This is a genomic window from Williamsia sp. Y853 (assembly GCF_056786495.1).
In genome coordinates this window covers 288,860-310,268 of record NZ_JBXCJC010000004.1, presented here as the reverse complement: position 1 = coordinate 310,268, position 21,409 = coordinate 288,860, and the positions used below count along the sequence as shown (strand labels likewise).

22 protein-coding genes are annotated in these 21,409 nt (G+C 65.0%); 8 read left to right on the top strand and 14 right to left on the bottom strand.

Going from position 1 to position 21,409, the window contains the following annotated elements:
• Nucleotides 1–20 precede the first annotated feature (20 nt).
• From AC1TPF_RS22000 to AC1TPF_RS21985, 4 genes are all read left to right on the top strand, one after another.
• Complete coding sequence (locus AC1TPF_RS22000; protein WP_482145558.1) at nucleotides 21–950, top strand: AraC family transcriptional regulator; 930 nt, start codon at nucleotides 21–23, stop codon at nucleotides 948–950.
• 13 nt (nucleotides 951–963) lie between these two features.
• A complete protein-coding gene (locus AC1TPF_RS21995) occupies nucleotides 964–2,247 on the top strand; it encodes a hypothetical protein (RefSeq protein WP_482145308.1) in 1,284 nt (427 codons plus the stop codon).
• A gap of 117 nt (nucleotides 2,248–2,364) precedes the next feature.
• Complete coding sequence (locus AC1TPF_RS21990) at nucleotides 2,365–2,859, top strand: RNA polymerase sigma factor (RefSeq protein WP_482145557.1); 495 nt, start codon at nucleotides 2,365–2,367, stop codon at nucleotides 2,857–2,859.
• A complete protein-coding gene (locus AC1TPF_RS21985) occupies nucleotides 2,856–4,142 on the top strand; it encodes a VOC family protein (RefSeq protein WP_482145307.1) in 1,287 nt (428 codons plus the stop codon). The genes AC1TPF_RS21990 and AC1TPF_RS21985 overlap by 4 nt, the downstream gene beginning before the upstream one ends.
• A 91-nt stretch (nucleotides 4,143–4,233) precedes the next feature.
• On the opposite strand, the gene AC1TPF_RS21980 is transcribed toward AC1TPF_RS21985, so the two are convergent.
• The 4 genes from AC1TPF_RS21980 to AC1TPF_RS21965 form a co-directional block, all read right to left on the bottom strand.
• Nucleotides 4,234–5,505 carry a M18 family aminopeptidase gene (locus tag AC1TPF_RS21980; protein ID WP_482145306.1) on the bottom strand — a complete coding sequence of 424 codons (1,272 nt, stop codon included), beginning with the start codon at nucleotides 5,503–5,505 and terminating at the stop codon, nucleotides 4,234–4,236.
• A gap of 7 nt (nucleotides 5,506–5,512) precedes the next feature.
• On the bottom strand, nucleotides 5,513–6,196 hold the full coding sequence (purQ, locus tag AC1TPF_RS21975; protein ID WP_482145305.1) for a phosphoribosylformylglycinamidine synthase subunit PurQ: 684 nt from the start codon (nucleotides 6,194–6,196) through the stop codon (nucleotides 5,513–5,515).
• Nucleotides 6,193–6,441, bottom strand: a complete 249-nt coding sequence (gene purS, locus AC1TPF_RS21970) for a phosphoribosylformylglycinamidine synthase subunit PurS (RefSeq protein ID WP_482140847.1) — start codon at nucleotides 6,439–6,441, stop codon at nucleotides 6,193–6,195. The genes purQ and purS overlap by 4 nt, the downstream gene beginning before the upstream one ends.
• Nucleotides 6,442–6,521: 80 nt before the next feature.
• Nucleotides 6,522–7,226, bottom strand: a complete 705-nt coding sequence (locus tag AC1TPF_RS21965; protein ID WP_482145304.1) for a DUF2334 domain-containing protein — start codon at nucleotides 7,224–7,226, stop codon at nucleotides 6,522–6,524.
• Nucleotides 7,227–7,401: 175 nt separating this feature from the next.
• On the opposite strand from AC1TPF_RS21965, the gene AC1TPF_RS21960 reads away from it, so the two are divergent.
• On the top strand, nucleotides 7,402–7,914 hold the full coding sequence (locus AC1TPF_RS21960) for a MarR family winged helix-turn-helix transcriptional regulator (RefSeq protein ID WP_482145303.1): 513 nt from the start codon (nucleotides 7,402–7,404) through the stop codon (nucleotides 7,912–7,914).
• Between the two features lie 73 nt (nucleotides 7,915–7,987).
• The gene (locus AC1TPF_RS21955) at nucleotides 7,988–9,442 is read left to right on the top strand and encodes a DHA2 family efflux MFS transporter permease subunit (RefSeq protein ID WP_482140853.1); all 1,455 of its coding nucleotides are present in this window, start codon (nucleotides 7,988–7,990) and stop codon (nucleotides 9,440–9,442) included.
• 81 nt (nucleotides 9,443–9,523) lie between these two features.
• Here the strand turns inward: AC1TPF_RS21955 and AC1TPF_RS21950 are convergent, their stop codons facing one another.
• Both AC1TPF_RS21950 and AC1TPF_RS21945 read right to left on the bottom strand, forming a co-directional pair.
• Nucleotides 9,524–11,641, bottom strand: a complete 2,118-nt coding sequence (locus tag AC1TPF_RS21950; protein ID WP_482145302.1) for a S9 family peptidase — start codon at nucleotides 11,639–11,641, stop codon at nucleotides 9,524–9,526.
• On the bottom strand, nucleotides 11,638–12,531 hold the full coding sequence (locus tag AC1TPF_RS21945; RefSeq protein ID WP_482140857.1) for a phosphoribosylaminoimidazolesuccinocarboxamide synthase: 894 nt from the start codon (nucleotides 12,529–12,531) through the stop codon (nucleotides 11,638–11,640). The genes AC1TPF_RS21950 and AC1TPF_RS21945 overlap by 4 nt, the downstream gene beginning before the upstream one ends.
• A 127-nt stretch (nucleotides 12,532–12,658) precedes the next feature.
• On the opposite strand from AC1TPF_RS21945, the gene AC1TPF_RS21940 reads away from it, so the two are divergent.
• The gene (locus AC1TPF_RS21940; RefSeq protein WP_482140859.1) at nucleotides 12,659–12,952 is read left to right on the top strand and encodes an Rdx family protein; all 294 of its coding nucleotides are present in this window, start codon (nucleotides 12,659–12,661) and stop codon (nucleotides 12,950–12,952) included.
• A gap of 6 nt (nucleotides 12,953–12,958) precedes the next feature.
• Here AC1TPF_RS21940 and AC1TPF_RS21935 read toward each other — a convergent pair whose 3' ends face one another.
• The 6 genes from AC1TPF_RS21935 to AC1TPF_RS21910 form a co-directional block, all read right to left on the bottom strand.
• Nucleotides 12,959–13,450: a pyridoxamine 5'-phosphate oxidase family protein gene (locus AC1TPF_RS21935; RefSeq protein WP_482145301.1), complete on the bottom strand. Its 492-nt coding sequence runs from the start codon at nucleotides 13,448–13,450 to the stop codon at nucleotides 12,959–12,961.
• A complete protein-coding gene (locus AC1TPF_RS21930) occupies nucleotides 13,447–13,896 on the bottom strand; it encodes an SRPBCC family protein (protein ID WP_482140863.1) in 450 nt (149 codons plus the stop codon). The genes AC1TPF_RS21935 and AC1TPF_RS21930 overlap by 4 nt, the downstream gene beginning before the upstream one ends.
• Nucleotides 13,893–14,237: an ArsR/SmtB family transcription factor gene (locus AC1TPF_RS21925; RefSeq protein WP_482140865.1), complete on the bottom strand. Its 345-nt coding sequence runs from the start codon at nucleotides 14,235–14,237 to the stop codon at nucleotides 13,893–13,895. The genes AC1TPF_RS21930 and AC1TPF_RS21925 overlap by 4 nt, the downstream gene beginning before the upstream one ends.
• A 214-nt stretch (nucleotides 14,238–14,451) precedes the next feature.
• Nucleotides 14,452–15,879, bottom strand: coding sequence for an adenylosuccinate lyase (gene purB / locus AC1TPF_RS21920; protein WP_482141453.1), 1,428 nt, complete (start codon nucleotides 15,877–15,879; stop codon nucleotides 14,452–14,454).
• 68 nt (nucleotides 15,880–15,947) lie between these two features.
• Nucleotides 15,948–16,556 carry a TetR/AcrR family transcriptional regulator gene (locus AC1TPF_RS21915; RefSeq protein ID WP_482140867.1) on the bottom strand — a complete coding sequence of 203 codons (609 nt, stop codon included), beginning with the start codon at nucleotides 16,554–16,556 and terminating at the stop codon, nucleotides 15,948–15,950.
• Nucleotides 16,557–16,629: 73 nt separating this feature from the next.
• Nucleotides 16,630–17,778, bottom strand: a complete 1,149-nt coding sequence (locus tag AC1TPF_RS21910) for an aminotransferase class I/II-fold pyridoxal phosphate-dependent enzyme (RefSeq protein WP_482140869.1) — start codon at nucleotides 17,776–17,778, stop codon at nucleotides 16,630–16,632.
• Between the two features lie 90 nt (nucleotides 17,779–17,868).
• On the opposite strand from AC1TPF_RS21910, the gene AC1TPF_RS21905 reads away from it, so the two are divergent.
• Nucleotides 17,869–18,825, top strand: a complete 957-nt coding sequence (locus tag AC1TPF_RS21905; RefSeq protein ID WP_482145300.1) for an alpha/beta hydrolase — start codon at nucleotides 17,869–17,871, stop codon at nucleotides 18,823–18,825.
• Between the two features lie 9 nt (nucleotides 18,826–18,834).
• On the opposite strand, the gene purD is transcribed toward AC1TPF_RS21905, so the two are convergent.
• Together purD and AC1TPF_RS21895 are read right to left on the bottom strand one after the other, a co-directional pair.
• Nucleotides 18,835–20,085 (bottom strand): phosphoribosylamine--glycine ligase, encoded by a 1,251-nt coding sequence (gene purD / locus AC1TPF_RS21900; RefSeq protein ID WP_482145299.1) that lies wholly within the window; start codon nucleotides 20,083–20,085, stop codon nucleotides 18,835–18,837.
• 37 nt (nucleotides 20,086–20,122) lie between these two features.
• Nucleotides 20,123–21,406 carry a low temperature requirement protein A gene (locus AC1TPF_RS21895; RefSeq protein WP_482145298.1) on the bottom strand — a complete coding sequence of 428 codons (1,284 nt, stop codon included), beginning with the start codon at nucleotides 21,404–21,406 and terminating at the stop codon, nucleotides 20,123–20,125.
• Between the last annotated feature and the right edge of the window lie 3 nt (nucleotides 21,407–21,409).

Here is a 21,409-nt window from a genome sequence, read left to right as displayed (position 1 = left end):
ATTTCATGTGTAATCGTCTTGTGGATGCGCTTGGCAGTGTGCTCAACGGACCCCGCGCGAAGGATGCGTTCCTGTTGCGGGTGGTGATGTCGCCGCCGTGGTCTGTCCGGATCGAGGACAAGGCTCCGCTGACAGTGGTGGTGACCGTATCCGGGACCGCGGTCATCGCCTTCGACGATGGTGAACTAGCGAACCTGCGTCCCGGCGACGTCGCGATCATCCGCGGCCCGCACCCGTACACCTTCGGCGACGGCAGTTCTGCGACCACCGCGATCATCGGAGAAGGCCAGCACTGCGTCAGCGACGACGGCGCAGAACTGGCCGACGAAATGTGCCTCGGTATCCGCAGTTGGGGCAACAGTGCCGACGGCGAATCCGTGTCGCTGGTCGGCACATACGGCGTGGCAGGCGAGGTGTCCGCCCGACTCCTGAATGCACTCCCCCGACTGATCATCGTGCGTGACAACAGTTCTCCGCTCCTCGGACTCCTCGCGACCGAGATGGTGCGTGACGCCCCTGGACAAGAGGTGATGCTGGATCGACTCCTCGACCTGGTCTTGATCGACTCACTGCGGTCCTGGTTCTCCTCCACCGAGTCGTCGGGGTCGAATTGGATTGCCGCCGAGTCGGATCCGGTGGTGGGACGGGCACTGACCCTGATCCACAACAATCCACAACATCCATGGACCGTCGCCGCGCTCGCGGGGCAGTGCGCGGTGTCGCGAGCCGTGTTGGCCAAGCGGTTCACCGAGCTCGTCGGCGAACCGCCGATGGCCTATCTCACCGAATGGCGCCTGTCGATGGCAGCCGACCTCCTGGCCGGCGGGGACCTCACGCTCGATGCCGTTGCGGCGCAGGTCGGCTACAGCGGCGCCTACGCATTGAGCGCGGCGTTCAAACGAGTTCGGGGTATCAGCCCCCGCGACTACCGCAGGTCCCTGGCGAGCTGAACCCCGTGATTGGATGAGCGACATGCTCAAAGGCCGGCCCGCGCCGGGAATCGGATTCGTCGTGTTCCTGCTGTCGATCATCATGGTGGTCACGGTCGGAGCGGTGTTGGCAATGGACACACCACCCGAGGACACGTCCGAGTACGAAAGCGGCACGCTCCGGTCGTATCCGAGCGAACCCCAGGAGCGCTGGAGCCTCGACCTCAGCGACATGCGCACGTATGGTTCCGGCGCCACCCCGCTGGTGGCGGGCACCTACCGGGACACCTGGCTGATCTCCTACCCATCGGGTGATGGCACCACCTACCTCGCCATCGATCGCGGTAACGGAGATCGGCTCTGGGCGCAGCCGATCGATGCCGGGCTCGGGAGCTGTGCGCTCAACGACAAAGGTGAGGTCGGCTGCGCGGTGCGTCTGGCAGATCAGCCGGACGGCTTCTACATCGCTGATCTGGAAACCGGAGAACTCGGCTCCATCTCAGATCTCGACAACACCCAGGCCGTCACCGGATACGGACCCGACTTTCTGCGGGTCAACAGCTCCGGCTATCAAGTGAGTCGCAATATGCCGGACGGCACAGAGATCTGGGCCCGCACCTTTGCCGGCGCCGCAGCGGTCGAGGTGAACGGCACCGTCGCCATCGTGCGGGCGTCGGACGGCACGCAGCATCTCATCGATCCGGACACCGGCGACGACAGGTTCGGATGCGCATGCGATCTGGTGGTCTATCCGACCGGCATCGCGGCCCAGTTCACCGAGCGCGGTGCCCAGCGAGTCGAGTTCCTTCGCACAGACGGCACCCGGACGTCGAACAACGACAAACAACAACTGGTTTCGGGTCCATCGACTCTTCCGGTCACCACCGGCGCAGGCAGCGAGCAGATCTTCCAGACCCAGGGCACCTACGCCGCGTTCGACCCGCAACAGAAAACGCGGCTGTGGCAGGTCACCGACCCCGAGTTGTCCAAGGTCGGCGCCAGGCCCTGCGGTACGACGGTCGCATTTGCCCGCAAGGACGGCACCCGGTCGGTCCTCGATCTCGTCTCGGCGGACAAATTGGGGGAGCTCCCCCGCGGTGACGCGATGGATCCATCCGCCAACATCGACATCCTCGGCTGCATCGGGCAGGGCGGGAACATCATCGTCTTCGGCGGCAACTCCCAGCTCACGGCCTACGACTTCACCACGGGAGACCTCGCGTGGCAGCGGTCGGTGGTCGGCGGACAGCCTGCTGTGGTCGACGGATACATCGTGCTCGAGGAGGGCACCACACTCTCGCTGCTCGCACCTTCGTAAAAGAGTTCTCGGGTTGGGCGTCGGAAAACCGCCGCTACCGACGACTATGAGGATGTGAGCAGCTCAGCGGGTGGCAACACCCACAACCCGTCCGGTCCCGCGCCGGCCGGTACTGCGCTGCTCGCCCTGTACGACGAGGCATTGCCTGCGGTGTACGGGTACCTGATCCGGCGGGCCGGTGACAAGAACGTCGCGGAGGACGTCACCTCGGACACGTTTCTGGCCGCCATGGACCGGGCGCGAGGCGACGATGCCGTCGAGCCGTCGATCCCGTGGCTCATCGGCATCGCACGACACAAACTGGCCGACCACTGGCGCAAGATGCAACGCACGCCGACCCCGGTGGAAGAGATCCCGGACCATCCGGCCGGCGACGAATGGGATGTCCACCTCGACCGAATGCTCGCCGAGTTCACTCTGGCCCGGCTGTCGAGCACTCACCGCGCCGTTCTGACGCTGCGGTACGTCGACGACTGCACCGTTCCGCAGTGCGCCGAATTGCTCGGGCGCACGGTCATGGCCACCGAAGCGCTGCTCACCCGGGCCAAGCGGGCGTTCCGCGCGGCCTACCCAGACAACACGATGCCCATCGCGAAGGGAGGCCAGTCATGAACGGACCGAACCCATTTGACCCGTTCACCGTGCTGGCCACAGCCGATGTGCCGGTGTCACCCGACGCCGACTTCTCACGTCGCCTGCGTACCCGCCTGGAGCGTGGACTCGAACTACCCGAAGGAGTCACCATGAGCACCGACATCGGCTCTGCGCCGTCGGCCGAGAACCTTTCGTCGCAGATCCTCACCACCGTGGAACGGCCCGGGGCCCTGCCCTACCTCACCGTCGCCGATCCGGCCGCGGCCATCGACTGGTACGTCGCGAATCTCGGCGCCCGACTGCGGGGCGAACCGATCATGATGGACGACGGCACCATCGGGCATGCCGAACTCCTGGTCGGCGGCGGCGTGATCTACCTGGCCGGGGAGTTCCCCGACCTGGGACTCAAAGGCCCGCAGCCACAAGCAGTTTCGGTGTCGTTGATGTTGCCGGTGCTGGACACCGACACGGTCATGCGCCGCGCCCGCGACGGTGGCGCGACGGTCCAGCGCGAGCCCTACGAAAACCACGGCGCTCGAACCGGTGTGATCGTCGACCCGTTCGGACATCGATGGATGATCACCGGGCCGGTGACCGGGGCGAAGGTCGAACAGATCCACCGCGGCGACATCGGCTACTGCTCACTGTGGACCACGGACGTCGACCGCACCGCCGCCTTTTACGGGTCGGTCCTGGGCTGGGAGTTCAACGCTGCCACCAACCAGGTCACCAATCTGTCCCATCGCCTCGGGATCTACTCGGTTCCCGGCGATCCGACCATGCTCTGCGTGTACGCAGTCGACGACATCGACGCCGCCCGTTCCGCGATCCTCGAGGCCGGCGGTACACCGAACCAAGTGCAGCAGTTCGGATTCGGCGAGCTACTCGACGCCGTCGACAACCAGGGTGTGGCATTTTCGGTGTACCGGCCGACGGCGCCGGATCCGCGGCCGCCACTGCACGCCACCGCCCACGGCGAGCTCACGTACATGACCCTGTACACACCGGACAGTGGACGGCTTCGCGACTTCTACGGCCGAGTATTGGGATGGACCTTCAACGCCGGGCGCGTCGACGACGGCTGGGAGGTGGACGGCATGCATCCGATGACCGGTATCGCAGGCGGCCAGGATCGTTCGGTGGCGGTCCCGATGTGGGTCGTCGACGACATCGAGGTCGCGGTGCAGCGAGTACGCGACGGCGGCGGCACCGTAGTCAGTGGACCGTCACAGCAGTCCTACGCCATCTCCGCCGAATGCCTCGACGATCAGGGCGCGCGCTTCTACCTCGGCCAGTACTGAGCTCCCCGCCCCGGCCCCCGCACTCCGATGATGTGCCCTTTTGGCGAACAAAAGCCCAGGTGGGCGCCGCCAAAACGGCACATCATCGGGTTCAGGGAGCGAGGAATGCGGCGAGGGCGGCGGAGTACATACCGACATCGGCGCTGCCCATGACCTCACGGGCACTGTGCATCGCCAACTGCGGCGCCCCGACATCGACCGTGTTGAGTCCGGTGCGAGTTGCTGTCAGCGGACCGATCGTCGAACCACACGGCAGATCGGCCCGGTGAACGTAACGCTGGAGCGGAACCCCGGCCTTGTCGGCCGCGACCGCGAACAGGGCTTCGCCTGCCGCATCGCTGGCGTAACGCAGGTTCTGGTTCACCTTCAATACCGGACCGCCGTTGATGGCGATCTGATGTGCCGGCTCGTGGCGCTCGGGATAGTTCGGATGCGTCGCGTGGGCCATGTCGCCCGACGCGCAGGCACTCATCGCCATCGACCGCAGGTAATCTTCCCGAGAACCGCCGCCCGCCAGCACAATTCGTTCGAGCACGGTACCGAGCAGATCCGACGACGCACCACGGTCCGAACCGCTGCCGACCTCTTCATGATCGAAGAGCGCCAGCACAGGGATGGCCGCTGAGGATTCGGATTCGATGGCGTCGATGAGCGCGCGGGTACCGGCGTAACAGGTGCCCTGATTGTCCAGACGCGGTGCACTGACGAGATCGCCGTCGACACCGACGACTCGACTGGGGGCCAGGTCGTGGGTCATCAGTTCCCAGCCGAGGACCTGATCCGGCGCGACATCGGCGCGTGCAGCAATCCATTCCATGAATCCCGGACCGTCGGCGCCGACACCCCAGACGGCATTGACATGGCGCTGCGGATCCAATGACACCCCGCCGCGATCCTCCGAGAGGTGGATCGCCAGCTGCGGGACCCGCAGTATCGGTTCGTCGATCCGGATCAGATGTTCGCGCAGACCGTCGGGCTCACGGATGGCCAGCCGTCCGGAGATCCCGAGGTCACGATCGAGCCAGCTGTTGAGCCAGGCACCGCCGTACTTCTCCAGCCCGACCATTCGCAGTCCGGCCGACCGTAGGTCGGGGTTCTGCTTGACCCGCAGGTTGGGGCTGTCGGTGTGTCCACCGACGATCCGGAAACTGCGGCCACGAGCTGTGCTGTCCCACGCGACAATCGATCCGCCGCGGATCACATAGTGCCGACCCGGCTGCGACGGCCACTGATGCTCTTCTTTCAGTTGCCGAAAGTCGTTTGCTTCCAGAACCTTTGCCACCGATTCACAGACATGAAACGGCGACGGAGAGTCATCGATGAAACTGCAGAGGCCGACAGCATCGGCGGACGTTGTCACCATGTGCGCCTCAGGCGTTGGCGAGCACGGCATCGAGGGCCGAGTAGAACAGGCCCAGACCGTCGTCGCTGGGACCGGTCAATGCTTCTGTCGCGTGCTCGGGATGTGGCATCAGTCCGACGACCTTGCCGTCGGCACTCGAGATACCGGCGATGGACCGCATCGAACCGTTGGGGTTGTCACCGGCGTAGCGGAAGACCACCCGACCCTCACCCTCGAGCTCGTCGAGCACAGCTTCAGACGCGACGTAACGTCCCTCGCCCGACTTGAGGGGGACCAAGATCTCGGCACCCTGCTCGAAGCGGGAGCTCCAGGCCGCGGTGTTGGACTCGACGCGCAGCCACTGGTCGCGGCACATGAAGTGCAGCCCCTGGTTGCGGGTGAGCGCACCTGGCAGCAGCCCGGCCTCACACAGCACCTGAAAACCGTTGCAGATACCCAGGACCGGCATACCCTTGCCCGCTGCCTCGACGAGCGAACCCATCACTGGCGCGAATCGGGCGATGGCGCCGGCCCGCAGGTAGTCGCCGTACGAGAATCCACCGGGCACGATCACTGCGTCGACACCCTTGAGGTCACCGTCACCGTGCCACAGGTCAACCGCTTCGCCGCCCGCCAGGCGCACAGCCCGGGCGGCGTCGACGTCGTCGAGTGTTCCGGGGAACGTGATGACCCCGATCCGCGCTCCGGTCACGACGATGCGCCCTGTACCCGGGTCACCGAGTACTCCTCGATGACGGTGTTCGCCAGGAGCTCGGAGGCGATCCGGTCCAGGGCCTCGTCGTCGACGGAATCGTCGACCTCGAGTTCGAATCGCTTGCCCTGTCGGACATCGGCGACACCGGCGAATCCGAGTCGACCCAGGGCGCCACTGATGGCCTGCCCCTGTGGGTCCAGGATCTCGGCTTTGGGCATGACGTCCACTACGACTCGAGCCACTTCGGAACTCCTCTTCAGCTGCGGTTTGCTGGACGTAACTCTACCGGCTGAGCGCAGGCTTCCCGGCGGGCGGACCCGGATCAGGCAACGCTCCGGGCAGCGAGTGGCTCCAACATCCGGTAGGTCGTCGGCCAAGCTCCTTGCAGCAACGCAAGATCCACGCAATTGATCAGCGCATTGGCCGCGATCGGAGTGTCCAGATGCTTGGCCGCCACCGAGAGCCGGACGATTCCGCCACGGCGGGCCACACGCACAGTGTTTGCGATCAGCAGCCTGCACCACCAGGGGTCGGTCCCGAATCCTTCGCCGATGCCGAGGACCCGGGCCCGGAGGCGACGACCGGTGACCAGGTCGTCGATCGAGGTCGGGCCCAGGTCGGTCCGAAAACCGCGACCGGGCAGCGCCTGGCGGGCACCGGGCGAGGAGTTCCATCGGGGTGCGGCAAATATCCGCGTGCGCAGACCCATTCGTTCGAGGACACGGTCCGCGGCGAGTAGTCGCAGGTCTGCCTCATGCGCTCCCAGCACTGCGAACTCGGCGCGCCGCCTGCGAACCGCCGCCTGGTCGTATCCGTGGAGCACGATCGCGTCGTCGCCGGCTCGTCGCTCGCGGAGCCATTCGCAGGTCGCGGCGTCGTCGACCAGCCGGTACCCGCCCGCCAGACGTGGGGCGACCAGCAGCGACACCGGTACGTCTCGTGCGGCGAGCCGCTCGGTGAAGGCCGCGGCCGTCGCCAACGTTTCGGTCCTGATGCCCGAGATGGACACGATCAGTTGTCCCGTCACAGCCATCACTATCGCAATCGCACATGGTCAGGCGGTTGCACAGAGGTGGATGGTAGGCAAAGTCTTCACTCGGACAACAGGGTTCAGTGACGGCGCTCACATCTGCAATTCGCTGTAACGGAACACACATTCCTTGCGTTGGCATCAATAGTTGCGTTGGCATTACCGTTAGCCAGTGTCAACAACAGATGTGGTCGAGCAACCCTCTTCGGAGCGTGCGGAGGTCGACGAGGCCTTCAAGACCGTCCACGATTTCATGTCCCGCCTGATGGCGGCCATGGACGTCGACGCGATGGACGACATCATCGACACCGAGCTGGGATTCACCCATTTCAAAGCTCTGCTGATCCTCAGCCGGCACTGTCGGCCACTCTCGGTCAACGAACTCTCCGACGAGCTACGCCTGTCACTTGCGGCCGCCGGACGTGCAGTCGACAAACTGGTCGGCCTCGAGTTGGTCACCCGACGTGAGGACAAGTTCGACCGCCGCATCAAGCGGGTGTCCCTCACCGACTCCGGTGAGAAAGCAGTTGCCGTCGCAATCGACCGAGGGCAGGATGCGATCCGGAGCCTGGTCACCTCGCTGCCCGGCGACCTGCGGACCAATCTGAACAACGCACTCGTGCCGGTGTTGTCCGGCGATTACCTCGCTCCCTCTCCGTGCGTTGACAACCAGGCGTCCATGTAGAAACTTGCGTCGGCAGCGCCCGACGAAGCGAAGACAACAGTGTTCCAACCCTTTTGCAGAAAGCGTCTCTTTCATGACCTCAACCGACAAGGCCGCGCCGCCAAGTCAAAAGCTCGATCCGTCGATCCTGAAGATTGCCGTGGTCGTGGTGCTGGGCGCCATCATGGCGATCCTCGACACCACCGTTGTGTCGGTGGCACAGAACACATTCCAGGATGAGTTCAGCACCGACCAGGCCGGGGCCGCCTGGACCATCACCGGCTACACCCTGGCGCTGGCCGCCGTGATCCCGCTGTCCAGTTGGGCTGCAGCACGATTCGGCACCAAGAACGTCTACCTGACGTCGCTGGTGCTTTTTGTCATCGGTTCGGCACTGTGTGCGCTGGCCTGGGACATCACGTCCCTGACCGTGTTCCGCGTACTGCAGGGTCTGGGCGGCGGCATGCTGATGCCCGTCGGAATGATGATCCTGACCAAGGCGGCCGGCCCCGCCCGCGTGGGTTCGGTGATGGCCATGCTCGGTATCCCGATGCTGCTCGGCCCGATCATGGGCCCGATCATCGGTGGCGCACTGATCGAATACGCCAGCTGGCACTGGATCTTCCTCATCAACGTGCCGATCGGCATCGTTGCCTTCTTCTACGCGATGGCAGTTCTGCCAGGGCAAGAAGAAAAGGCCCGGCCGACATTCGACTTCCTCGGACTGCTCCTGCTCTCGCCAGGCCTGGCCCTGTTCCTCTACGGCATCTCACTGAGCGCTGAACACGGGACCTTCACCGATACCCCGGTCTGGCTCACCGCCACCGTCGGCCTGTTGCTGATGATCGCGTTCGTCTTCCACGCGCTGCGGCACAAGAATCCGCTGCTCGATCTGCGTCTGTTCAAGAACAGCAAGCTCTCGATGGCCGTGATCACCATGACGTTCTTCATGATCGCGTTCCTCGGCGCCGCTCTGCTGTTCCCGCAGTACTACATCGGTGTGCGCGGCGAGTCGACTCTGATGACCGGGTTGTTGCTGGCACCACAGGGTCTGGGCGCAATGCTGACCATGCCGATGTCCGGCAAACTGACCGACCGGCAGGGTCCGGGCAAGCTCGTCATGGGTGGCATCGTCCTGATCGCACTTGGCATGGGCTTCTTCATATTCCTCGGTGCGGACACCTCGTTCTGGCTGCTGAGTATCGCTCTGTTCGTTCAGGGTCTCGGTATGGGTATGACGATGATGCCGATCATGTCGGCCGCGTTGGCAACACTGTCGGACAAGCAGGTTCCCGACGGTTCAACGCTGATGAATGTGGTTCAGCAGGCCGCCGGTTCCATCGGCACCGCGATCACCTCGGTGCTCCTGGTCAACAACCTCAAGGACGCAGAGACCCTGAGCGAGGCGGCAGATGGCTTTGCCAGCACCTTCATCGTGGTCACGGTCCTGATCGCACTCTGCTTCATTCCGGCGTTCTTCTTGCCCCGCAAGCCGATCGCCAAGCCCACCGATGCCGAAGGGCAGCCGGTGCCGGTGATGATGCACTAGCGATATCCGGTTCCACAAAAGCAGCGCCGCCCGAGAGATTCTCCCGGGCGGCGCTGCTGCTTTGTCAGGTTGTGGCGCAGGTCAGACGGCGCCGGTCTGCCGCAGGACCCAGGCGTACTCGAAAGCAACCTCTTCCCACTGCTTGTAACGTCCGCTGACCCCACCGTGGCCGGCCTTCATCTCCGTCTTCAGCAGGATCGGGGCATCGCCGGTCGTGTTGGCCTGAAGTCGGGCAACCCATTTGGCCGCCTCGGTGAACAGCACCCGGGTGTCGTTGAGCGAGGTGACCACCAGGATCTCGGGGTACGGCAATGCTTCGACGTTCTCATACGGCGAATACGACCGCATGTAGTCGTAGACCTCTTTGTCGGCGAGAGGATTTCCCCATTCGTCCCACTCGATGACCGTCAACGGGAGCGACGGATCGAGGATGGACGTCAGCGGATCGACAAACGGCACCACGGCCAGGATTCCGTTGAACAGTTCCGGTGCCATGTTGGCGACCGCACCGACCAGCAGTCCGCCTGCACTGCCGCCCTCGCCCACCAGGTGATCGGTGTCGGTCACACCGGTGTCGATGAGATGCTGTGCCGCGGCGACGAAATCGGTGAATGTGTTCTTCTTCGTCAGGGTCTTGCCATTGTCGTACCAGTGGCGTCCCATCTCACCACCGCCGCGAATGTGAGCGACCACGAATACGACGCCGCGGTCGAGCAGTGACAGCCGCGAGATCGAAAAGCCCGGGTCGTTGCTCGATTCGTACGAGCCGTAGCCGTACAGCAGCGTCGGGGCGGGCCCCGAGTCAGCGCCGCGCCTGCGGATCATCGACAACGGGATCTTGGTGCCGTCAGGTGCGGTGGCCCAGTCCCGGCGTTGCTCGTAGTCGGCCGGATCGAAGTCACCGAGCACCTGCTGCCGCTTGAGCAGCGTCCGCTCACCTGTTGCGACGTCGAGATCGAAGATCTCGGTGGGGTTGATGAAACTCGTGTAGCCGATGCGAAGGCGTGGAGCCGCCCACTCGGGGTTGGCCCCGAGCCCGGCCGAGTACAGCTCCTCGTCAAAGGTGACCTCGGTGAACACGGGTTCGCCGGTTGTCAGTGGAGCGATCGAGAGTCGCGGCAGCGCTTCACGGCGGTAACTCAGGACCAGTTGTCCGGCAAAGGCGTCGACATCCTCGAGGCGCACCTCGGTGTCGTGTGAAACCAGGATGCGTGTGGCCGTGGGGTCGCTGATCGGGGCCTCGAGCAATTCGAAGTTCTCGGCATTTGCGTTGTGCAGGATCAGGAAACGATCCTGATCTTCGATGACGGCATGTTCGACGCCGTACTCGACGCCCTCTTCGCGCGGCCACACCACCGTGAACTCGCCGGTGGGATCTCCGGCGTCGAGGACCCAGACCTCCGAGGTGATCTTCGACCCGACCGTGATCATCAGGTACTTGTCGCTGCGGGTGCCGCCGATACCCACCCAGTACTGCTCGTCCGGTTCGTGGAACACCTTGACGTCGGGGGTGCCTGCACCCAGATCGTGCCGCCAGACCGTATCGGGGCGCCATGCCTCGTCAACGGTCTGATAAAAAACGTGACGGCCGTCGAGCGACCACAGCGCACCGGGCGCCGTGTCGGTGATCTCATCGGCGAGCAGGTCGCCGGTACGAAGGTCCTTGAACCGCATCGTGTACCGCTCGTCACCGGTGCTGTCGACGCTGTAGGCCAGCAGCGTGCCGTCCTCGCTGACCGACAACGCGCCCAGACTGAAGAAGTCGGTGCCCTCGGCCTCGACGTTCGAGTCGAGCAGGATCTCTTCACCCGGAACGGGCTGTCCGGGCTCGACTTCCGGTGGCGTCCAGTCGTCCGGGCCACTGATCGGGCACCGGGCGCTCAGCGAATACTGCTTGCCTTCCTCGGTGCGGGCGTAATACCAGTACTGGCCCCGCCGTGTGGGCACCGACATGTCGGTTTCCTGTGTGCGACTTTTGATCTCGGAGTAGATGTCGGCCCGCAGATCGGCGAGTTCAGCTGTCTGGGCAGCGGTGTACTCGTTCTGTTGCTCCAGGAACGCGATGACCTCGGGATCCTCTTTGTCACGCAACCACTCGTACTGGTCGATCACGGTCTCACCGTGATGGGTGCGCTCGAATGGAATCTGTTTTGCGACGGGCGGCACGATGGCTTCGGAATCCTGCGAGGTGTCGGTCACTGCTCTCCTTTCGGCCAGTCATCGAATGACAGGCCTGAAATACGTTCGTACGCTTCGATGTAGCGGGCGCGAGTGCGTTGCGCGATGTCGTCGGGCAGTGCCGGTGGCGGTGTGTCGCCCGCTCGGTCCCAACCGGATTCGGGGCTCAGCAGCCAGTTGCGGACGATCTGTTTGTCGAAACTCGGCTGCACCTGGCCCGGGGTGTAGGTCTTCGCATCCCAGTAGCGCGAGCTATCCGGGGTGAGCACCTCGTCGGCGAGTACCACGGCGCCGTCGTCGTCGAGGCCGAACTCGAACTTGGTGTCGGCCAGGATGATTCCGCGCTGCGCCGCCAACTCCGAGCCGCGCGAGTAGATGTCGAGGGTCAGGTCCCGCAGGCGGACCGCCAACTCTTCGCCGACGGTGGCCACGACCGCATCGAAGCTGACGTTCTCATCGTGCTCGCCGATGTCCGCCTTGGATGCAGGTGTGAAGATGGGTTCGGGCAGTTTGCTCGACTCCCCCAACCCGGCGGGGAGTTCGATCCCGCAGACCGATCCGGTGGCGTTGTAGTCGAGCAGTCCCGACCCGGTCAGGTATCCGCGCGCGACGCATTCGACGGGCAACATGTCGAGCTTCTTGACCACCAGCGCCCGGCCGAGCAACTCCGCCGGGATCCGGGGATCCTCCGGCCCACCCGCGAGGTGATGCGGAACGCCCAGTGCGCCGAAGTAGTAGACGCTCATGGCGGTCAGGATGCGACCTTTGTCGGGGATCGGCGTCGACAAGATGTGGTCGAAGGCCGAGATCCGGTCCGAGGCGACCATCAGCATGGTGCCCTCGTCGATCGAATAGAGGTCCCGCACCTTCCCGGCTGCGAGATGTTCATAGGAGTCCAGAGCAGGGCGCATATCTGTAGAGGTTAGTGGCCCGACCATCGCCCGCCGTTGTCAGGTGCCCGGGCGATGTGATCATCAGGACCCGATCGCCCTTTGGCGCATCCACCCTGTTCCCGGGGCCGACTGCGACAATGACCCGGTGATTGAATCGAAAGCTGCCGTCACCATCACCTACTGCACACAGTGCAACTGGGTCCTGCGGGCGTCTTGGATGGCCACCGAACTGCTCAACACCTTCGGCACCGAACTCGGTTCGGTCACGCTGATTCCAGGCACGGGCGGTGTGTTCCACATCGAGGTCGACGGCACGCTGATCTGGGAGCGCAAGCGTGACAATGGCTTCCCCGACATCGTCACCCTCAAGAAGCTCGTCCGGAATATTGCGGTTCCAGATTGGAACCTCGGCCACGCGGACGGCGTCAGCGCCGACTGACACCTGTCAGGACTCGCCTCGCACTCCCGCGGGCGCAGCGCCGGGAAATCTGGTCTCGAAGTCGAGTACACCCACCCAGGACGGCGTCACCGCGATCCGGTGCATCGTCGCGCCGTCTGCCCGAAGTCCGGCGAAGTACGCGTCGGCGGCCTCGGCGCGCATGCCGCGACGCATCATGAGTTCGTACTCGGGCACCAGGCCGTCGACATCGGTCACCACGGCTTTCCCACGGATCTGCAAGACGTGCGGCCGCTCCTCGGCGGTGTCGATCGTCAGCGCCACCGCCGGCCGCCGGCGCAGCGCCCGCACTTTCGCGGCACCCGTGAACGTCGCCATCACCAGTTCGGTGCCATTCCACCAGTGGTTGATCGGCAGCACCCGGGGAGTGCCATCGGATGCGGTGTAGGCCAGCCGCGCCGGGATGTCCATGTGCAGCAGTTCTTGCGCCACCTCCGTCTCGAGGAGCGCCGGATCACCTTGCGCCAGGACCGTACTCATGACGTCGCCACCAGAGACTCCAGCTTGTTGAAGCTGCTGTTCCAGCCGCCTCTGGCGCCGTCGTCCGGACTCAGTGGCCCGGGGGCGAGGAAATGGAAGGTCATGGTGGTCGTGCCCGGTGCAGACTCGGCAAAGTTCACCGTGATGGTCGAGAAGCTGCCAGGGGTCGTCGGATCGCCCCACGTGAACACCAACCGGTCCGGACGGACGACCTCCTGATAAACCCCGCTCGACGAGTGCTCGGTGCCGTCGGGCAGCACCATCACCCCTCCGTACTCACCACCCGGCCGGGCCTCGCCGTACATACGATCGCGGGGCATCGTCACACCCTCCGGGCCCATCCACTGGGCTGCCTGGTCGCTGTCGACCCAGGCGTCGAACACCACTTCCGGCCGGGCCGCGAACTCGCGGATGATCGTGAACTCTCGAGTTGCCGTGTCTGTCATGACTTCTCCTCCGTGTTGCCGGACTCGGTGATCCGGTTGATGTGCTGTTCGAGTCGAACGAAGCTGTCTTCCCAAAAGCGGCGGTAGTCGCCGAGCCACGCACTCGCCTGCTGCAAGGGCCTGGCTTCGAGCGAACACGGACGCCACTGGGCGTCACGCCCGCGGGAGATGAGACCGGCCCGCTCCAGCACCTTCAGATGTTTGGATACCGCGGCCAGGCTCATGTCGAACGGTTCGGCAAGCGCGGACACCGTTGCCGGGCCGTCAGCCAGTCGCTCCAGCAGTGCCCGCCGCGTCGGATCGGCGAGCGCTCCGAACACGGCGCTGAGTTGATCGGCCACTTGTACACGCCTCGGCTTTCCACCCTGTCGGGTTATTCAACCTATTGGTTATCAACCAATGAGTTGAATAGTAGTCCGAGCCGTCGATTCGTCAACCCCTGATTGCCGGCCGGCCCCGCCTGTGCCGAGAACGCCCTGATACCTGTCAAATAAGAAGGCACCGAGGGAGATCTGCCCTCGGTGCCTTGCTAAAGGACGGTTTCCAGGGATGTAACTAGAGAATCGGCGACGGCGCGTATCCGGCGGCGTCCGGGTACTGGGCGACCAACTCGGCGACCTGCGCGACCACTTCGGCGACCTGATGCTCGGCGGCACCGATGAAGGCCGACTTGTCGGCGAGTGCGGCGTCGAGTGCTGCCCGATCCAGCGGCAGACGGTCGTCGGCGGCAAGCCGGTCGAGCAGGTCGGGCTCGCGGCCGTCTTCCCGCATCGCGAGCGCCACGGCCACCGCGTTCTCCTTGATCGCCTCATGGGCGACCTCGCGTCCGACCCCGGCACGCACTGCTGCCATCAACACCTTGGTGGTGGCGAGGAACGGCAGATAGCGGTCGAGTTCCTTGGAGATCACCGCGGGGTACGCACCGAACTCGGCGAGAACGGTCAGGAAGGTTTCCATCAGACCGTCGATGGCAAAGAACGCATCCGGCAGCGCGACGCGACGGATCACGGAGCAGAACACGTCGCCCTCGTTCCACTGGGCGCCCGCGAGTTCGGCGGCCATCGACCCGTATCCACGCAGGATGACCTGCAAGCCGTTGACCCGCTCACAGCTACGGGTGTTCATCTTGTGCGGCATCGCCGAACTGCCGACCTGTCCGGGCTGGAAGCCCTCGGTCACCAGTTCGTGCCCGGCCATCAGCCGGATGGTCTGCGCCAGCGACGACGGTCCGGCAGCCACCTGCACCAGCGCCGAGACCACATCGTGGTCGAGCGAGCGCGGGTAAACCTGGCCCACCGACGTCAATGACTTCGAAAAGCCAAGGTGCTGAGCAACTTTCGACTCCAGCTCCGACAGCTTCTCCACGTCGCCGTCGAGAAGGTCGAGCATGTCCTGACTGGTGCCCATCGGGCCCTTGATGCCACGCAGCGGGTAGCGGTTGATCAACTCGCGCAGACGGGTCAGGGCGATCAGCAACTCATCGGCGGCGGAAGCAAAACGCTTACCCAGCGTCGTCGCCTGCGCGGCGACGTTGTGGCTGCGTCCGGCCATCACCACCGACGAGTACTCCGCGGCGCGATCGGCCAGCCGGGCCGCGGTGGCCACACCATGGGCATGAACGTGTTCGAGGGAGCGCAGGATCTGCAGCTGTTCCACGTTCTCGGTGAGGTCGCGGCTGGTCATGCCCTTGTGGATCTGCTCGTGTCCGGCGAGCGCGTTGAACTCCTCGATCCGAGCCTTCACATCGTGTCGGGTGACCCGTTCGCGCTCCGAGATCGACTCCAGATCGATCTGGTCGAGCACCCGCTCGTAGTCGGCGATGGCCTCAGGCGGAACATGGATACCGAGTTCGCGCTGGGCCTTCAGGACCGCGACCCAGAGCTGACGCTCCAGCACGATCTTGTACTCGGCCGACCACAACCTCACCAGGTCGGCGGACGCGTAACGCGCGGCCAGAACGTTGGATACGCGGGGCTTGGTCAGGTTTTGCTCGGTATCAGACACCGGTACATTATGCCCCGCCGCGAAACGTCCTCCGCAGCCACTGCAGGTCAGCCCACCGCGACCGGTGTCACCGGCGCTACGTGGTCGATGACCTCGGACAGCGCAAACTTCGCCGCGGACACAACATCTGCGACCGAATCGGCCAGTGCCCCGATCACCACACCGTCCTCGACGGCCATCAGTTGCGCGATCCCGGACAGGTCGGTGCTGCGTCCGGACTTCTCCAGGACATCGAAGTGGACATTCCGGATCCGGTTCCGATGGTCGGCGAGTATCTGGTGCAGCCGCGGCATCCGTGCACACAGGATCACCGTTTCGTACCGGCAGGTCAGGGCGGTCCGTGGCGTGTTGTCCCCGACGAACACCTCGGCGAGCGCTTCGGCGGTCGCCTCGGCACCCCGCCGCCGCCGCGGTAGCGCCCGGCTCCGCGCGGCAATCGCGGTCTGGTCGTCGTCGCAGACATGCTCGACGGCTTCGGCGACCAGATCTTCGAGACAGGCGAAGTAATAGGTTGTCGACGCCAGCGGCAACCCCGCCCGATCGGCGACCGCACGATGTCGGACCGAGTCAAAACCACCCTCCAATAGCAACTCTCCCGCGGCGGTGATCAGCAGCGCCCTGCGCCGCGCACCTTTAGGAGTTCCTGCGGAGTTCACCCCGCCATGGTGGCAAAGGCCGCGCGACGATGGGTCATTTCGGCCAAATACCGGCTGCAGACCGGCATTTGCGCTAGAACACCGGGGCGAGGCGCTCCAGTGCCAACGCGATGTCTTCTGTGGCGCCTGCGAAACTCATCCGGACAGTCCGATTTCCGTGGCGGGTATCGAAATCGAGCCCGGGTGCCATCGCCACTCCTGTCTGTTCGAGCACTCCCTCGCACCAGCCCAGCGAATCGTCGGTGCGATCACCGAGGTCGGCGTACACGTAGAACGCTCCGTCCGGCGGGGCGATGTCGTCGATACCCAGATCGGCCAACCCCCCGAGCAAAAGCTCCCGATTCCTGGCATACCGCGTCACGTGACCATCGAGCTCGACCTTCGACTCCGGACCGAATGCGGCAACCGCCGCGTACTGACTGATGGCAGGCGCGCAGATCGTCAGATTGGCCGTCAACCGCTCGACCGGGCGGCGCAGCGGCGCGGGCACCAGCATCCAGCCGAGCCGCCATCCGGTCATGCTGAAGTACTTCGACACCGATCCCATCACGACCGATTGCCGTGACGTGTTCCAGGCACACGATGTCTCCCGGCCATAGCTGATGCCGTGGTAGATCTCGTCCGAGATCAGCAGTGTGCCGTGGGCGTCGCACCAGCGCGCAAGGTCCGCCAATTCAGCCGGATCCAGGATCGTCCCGGTCGGATTGGCCGGGCTCGCGACGATCAAACCCGCAGGCGGCCGGTCCAGCGCTTCGAGCATCGCCACCGTCGGCTGGAACCTCGTCTGTGGCCCACAATCGAGTTCGACGACCTCACAACCCAATGCCGCCAATGTATTTCGGTAGGCGGGATAGCCGGGACGAGCCATCGCGACGGTGTCCCCGGCGTCGAACGCGGCCAGGAAGATCAGCGTGAACGCACCTGACGATCCGGTGGTCACCACCACGTCGTCGGGTTCCACCGGAACGTCGTAGCGCTCGCGGTAGTGGCCGGCGATCGCTTCGCGCAACGGCGCGATCCCCAACGACTCGGTGTAGCCGAGCAAGGATTCGCCCAGCGCCTTTTTGGTGGCTGCCAGGACCGGGACCGGGGCCGACGTCGACGGCTGACCGGCGGCAAGCGAGATGACGTCGAGGCCACGGGCCCGCCGCGCAGCGATCGCGGCCTGCACGTCCATCACGTGAAACATGTCGACTTGAGATCGTTGAGATTGCGAACGCATACCTCGAAACTATCTGCTCCCGCCCGGTCCCGATCGATCAACCGCATCGACTGACATTCACGTGCCGCTCACAGGTACCGTTGTCTCGCAATGACTACCTCCGCGAACCGGGCGCCCTCACCTGGGTCCACCGGCAACCCTCCCACCCGCGGCGGCCCCGTGACCGGCCGTCGCGCCTTGCTGGGTGCCGGACTCGCGGTCGGCGCCCTCGGATTGTTGTCGGCATGCTCGGACGAAGCGCAGAAGCGAGTCGCCCCGCAAGCGGTGCGCGCGGATCAACCTTCGACCCGGCCGCAGGAGGCCACCGCCCCCGTCGGCACGGCGGAAATCTTCACCGGTAGTTTCGAATCGGCGAAGATGCTCGGACGCCAGACGAACTGGATGGTGGCCCGGCCTGCCGGGGTGACCGGCGAACTCCCGGTTGTCGTGGTCCTTCACGCGCTGAACACCGATCAACGCGCTGCGTTCACGGGCGGACTCGAGATGCAGAACCTGATGCAGGACTGGGCAAGCCAGGGCAACGCCCCGTTTGCGCTGGCCTCCGTGGACGCCGCCCGCAGCTACTACCACCCGCGGACCGACGGCACCGACGGCGGCGCGATGGTGCTCGACGAGTTCCTCCCGATACTCGAAGGCGACCCGGAGCTGGGTCTACGCACCGATCGCATCGGCTTGTTCGGCTGGTCGATGGGCGGATACGGCGCACTGCGTCTGGGTGCGATGCTCGGCGCTCCACGCGTTGCTGCGATCGCTGTCAGCTCACCAGCATTGTGGGGCGACCCCGCGAACTTCCCACCCCGCGCGTTCGACAGCACCGCCGACTACCAAGCCAATTCCCTCTTCGGACAACAGGATTCGTTCACCCAGATACCACTGTTGATCGAATGCGGATCCAGCGACCAGTTCTTCACCTACACGCGCCAGTGGATGGCAGGCCTGCGGCCACCGCCGGCGTTCGGGACATCGCCGGGTGGACACACCAACCGCTACTGGCGGGGTGTCCTGCCCGGACAGATCGCCTTCCTCGGTCGCAATCTCGCCAACTGACGCACTCTCTCAGATGCTGATGCGACCCTCTTCGGCGGCCAGTCCGATGTCGGTGCGGAAGTGTGAACCGGTCAGTTTGACGGTCTCGAGCCGGCTGTAGGCCTGGGCGCGGGCGGCAGCGAGATCTGCGCCGACGCCGACAACGCTGAGCACGCGGCCACCGTTGGAGACCACGGCACCATCGGCAATCGCGGTACCGGCATGCAGCACACCTTCGGCGTCGGAGCCGGTGATCGGATCGCCCGTACGCGGGCGTCCCGGGTAGTTCTCGGCGGCCACGACCACGGTCACGGCGGCGCCATCTTCCCATTCCAGGGACGGCAGCTGGTCGAGTATCCCGGTGGCCGTGGCGTTCAATGCCACACCGAGCGGCGACTTGAGCAACGCGAGCACGGCCTGGGTCTCCGGATCACCGAAGCGACAGTTGAATTCGACAACGGCAGGGCCGTCGGCGCCGATTGCCAGTCCGGCGTAGAGCAGGCCCGAGAACGGGATGCCGCGGGCCACGAGCTCGGCCGCGACCGGCTTGACGACCTCGTCGACGATCCGTGTGACCATCTCATCGGGCAGCCAGGGCAAGGGTGTGTAGGCGCCCATGCCGCCGGTGTTGGGTCCGGCGTCGCCGTCGCCGACCCGCTTGTGGTCCTGCGCAGGCAGCAGCGGAACGACGGTGTCACCGTCGACCAGGCAGAAGAGCGACACCTCGGGACCGTCGAGGAAGGACTCCAGCAAAACCGGATGTCCGCTCTCGAGGAGGTCGGCGGCGTGGATCCGGGCGGCATCGCGGTCGGCGGTGACCACCACGCCCTTGCCTGCGGCCAACCCATCGTCCTTGACCACCCAGGTCGGCCCGAAGCGGTCCAGTGCGGCGTCGAGGTGTGCCGGGTTGTCCACGATCTCGCTGTGTGCGGTCCGCACACCGGCGACCGCCATCACATCTTTGGCAAATGCCTTGGAGCCCTCGATCTTTGCCGCTTCGGCGCCGGGGCCGAACGTGGCGATGCCGGCTGCCCGCAGCTCGTCGGCAACACCGAGTACCAGAGGCACCTCGGGGCCGATGACCACCAGGTCTGCCTTGATCGATGCGGCCAGGGCCACAACGGCAGCGGCCGACACGACATCGACCGCATGGTTGGTGGCCAACGCTGCGGTGCCGGGGTTACCCGGGGCCACATGTAGGTCGGTGACAGACGGGTCGCGGTTCAGACCCAGGACGAGGGCGTGTTCACGGCCGCCCGATCCGATGACGAGTACTCGCACGTGCCTGACCCTACCGCCCACCGCACCGGGCACATACCTACGCCTCCAGCACGTCCAGTGCCTGACGTCTGTGCTCGCTGCCCACGGTCTCGTCGACCACAACCGCCAGGGCCGGTGCCAGGGCCACGATAATCAGACAGACCCCAACCGAAACTCCTGCCGCGGCAAGCACAACCGCCACTGCGAGTATCACCGCCATCCCGCCCAGTTCGGCCAGGTGGACGCGGTTGAAGCCGAGCAGGAAGCCGTAGAGCGAATAGATGCACGCAAGGTAGGTCCCCACCGGGATGATCACAGAGACCACCGCGGCGGTCTCGCTGATCGTCGCCTCGTGTTCGAGGTAGAGCGCAGCCACGTGCAGCCCGGCACCCATCATCGCAATGGACATGAAGATCAGGATGTGGAAGTAGCCGAAGATGAACGCCCGGCCACGGCGCACGTGCAGTGCCCGACCGGACGGGACCACGAAGTAGATCCACCACATGCCGAAGGTGATCCCCACTCCCGCCAGACCGACCACGGCGGTCTCGAACGTCCAGCCCTGCAGGTGTACCACGGCTTGGAGAGCCACGGTGGTCCCGAGGATGCCTTCGCCGAGGGTGATGATCGCCAGCAGGCTGTACCGCTCGGCGATGTGATGCGCGTGCCACGGCGTGGGTCCTTCGTTGCCCAGTTTCTCGGCGATCACCGGAACGCACATCTCGGCGGCCGCGAGCAGTCCGATCACCGCCATCGTCTGGTAGAGGCCGGTGTCGAGGAATATCGCTGCCACCCAGGCGATCTGCACGATGCTGATGCCGACCGCATAGACCACGCAGGTGTGACGGTAGCCCGGACTGCCCCGTGCCGCGCGAAGCCATTGCACAACCATCGCCAGCCGCATCACCACATATCCGAGGACCATCACGCGGTTGTTGACCACGCCGCCGGCATCGATGGACTCGAACACCGGCTCGATGCCCAGCGCCAGGATCAGCACGCCGATCATCTGCACCATCGTGGTCAGGCGGTAGACCCAGTCGTCGGTGTCGAAGGCCGAGGCGAACCAGGTGAAATTGATCCACGCCCAGATCGCGGCGAAGGTGGTGAAAACGAATCCGAGCACCGCCGTCTTGTAGTGCCCCTCGGCCACGTAGTGCGAGACCTGCAGACCGGCGAACGAGAAGGCGACCACAAACGTGAGGTCGAAGAACAACTCCAGGTTGGTGGCGGCCCGACCACCCTCGTGGGGGTCGCGGCCCACCATGCGGGTCACCCGATGTTTGAGTCCGTTCACCGCCGCCACCGCCGCCTGCGGTCCGCCACCCTGCATGTCAGTCATGTT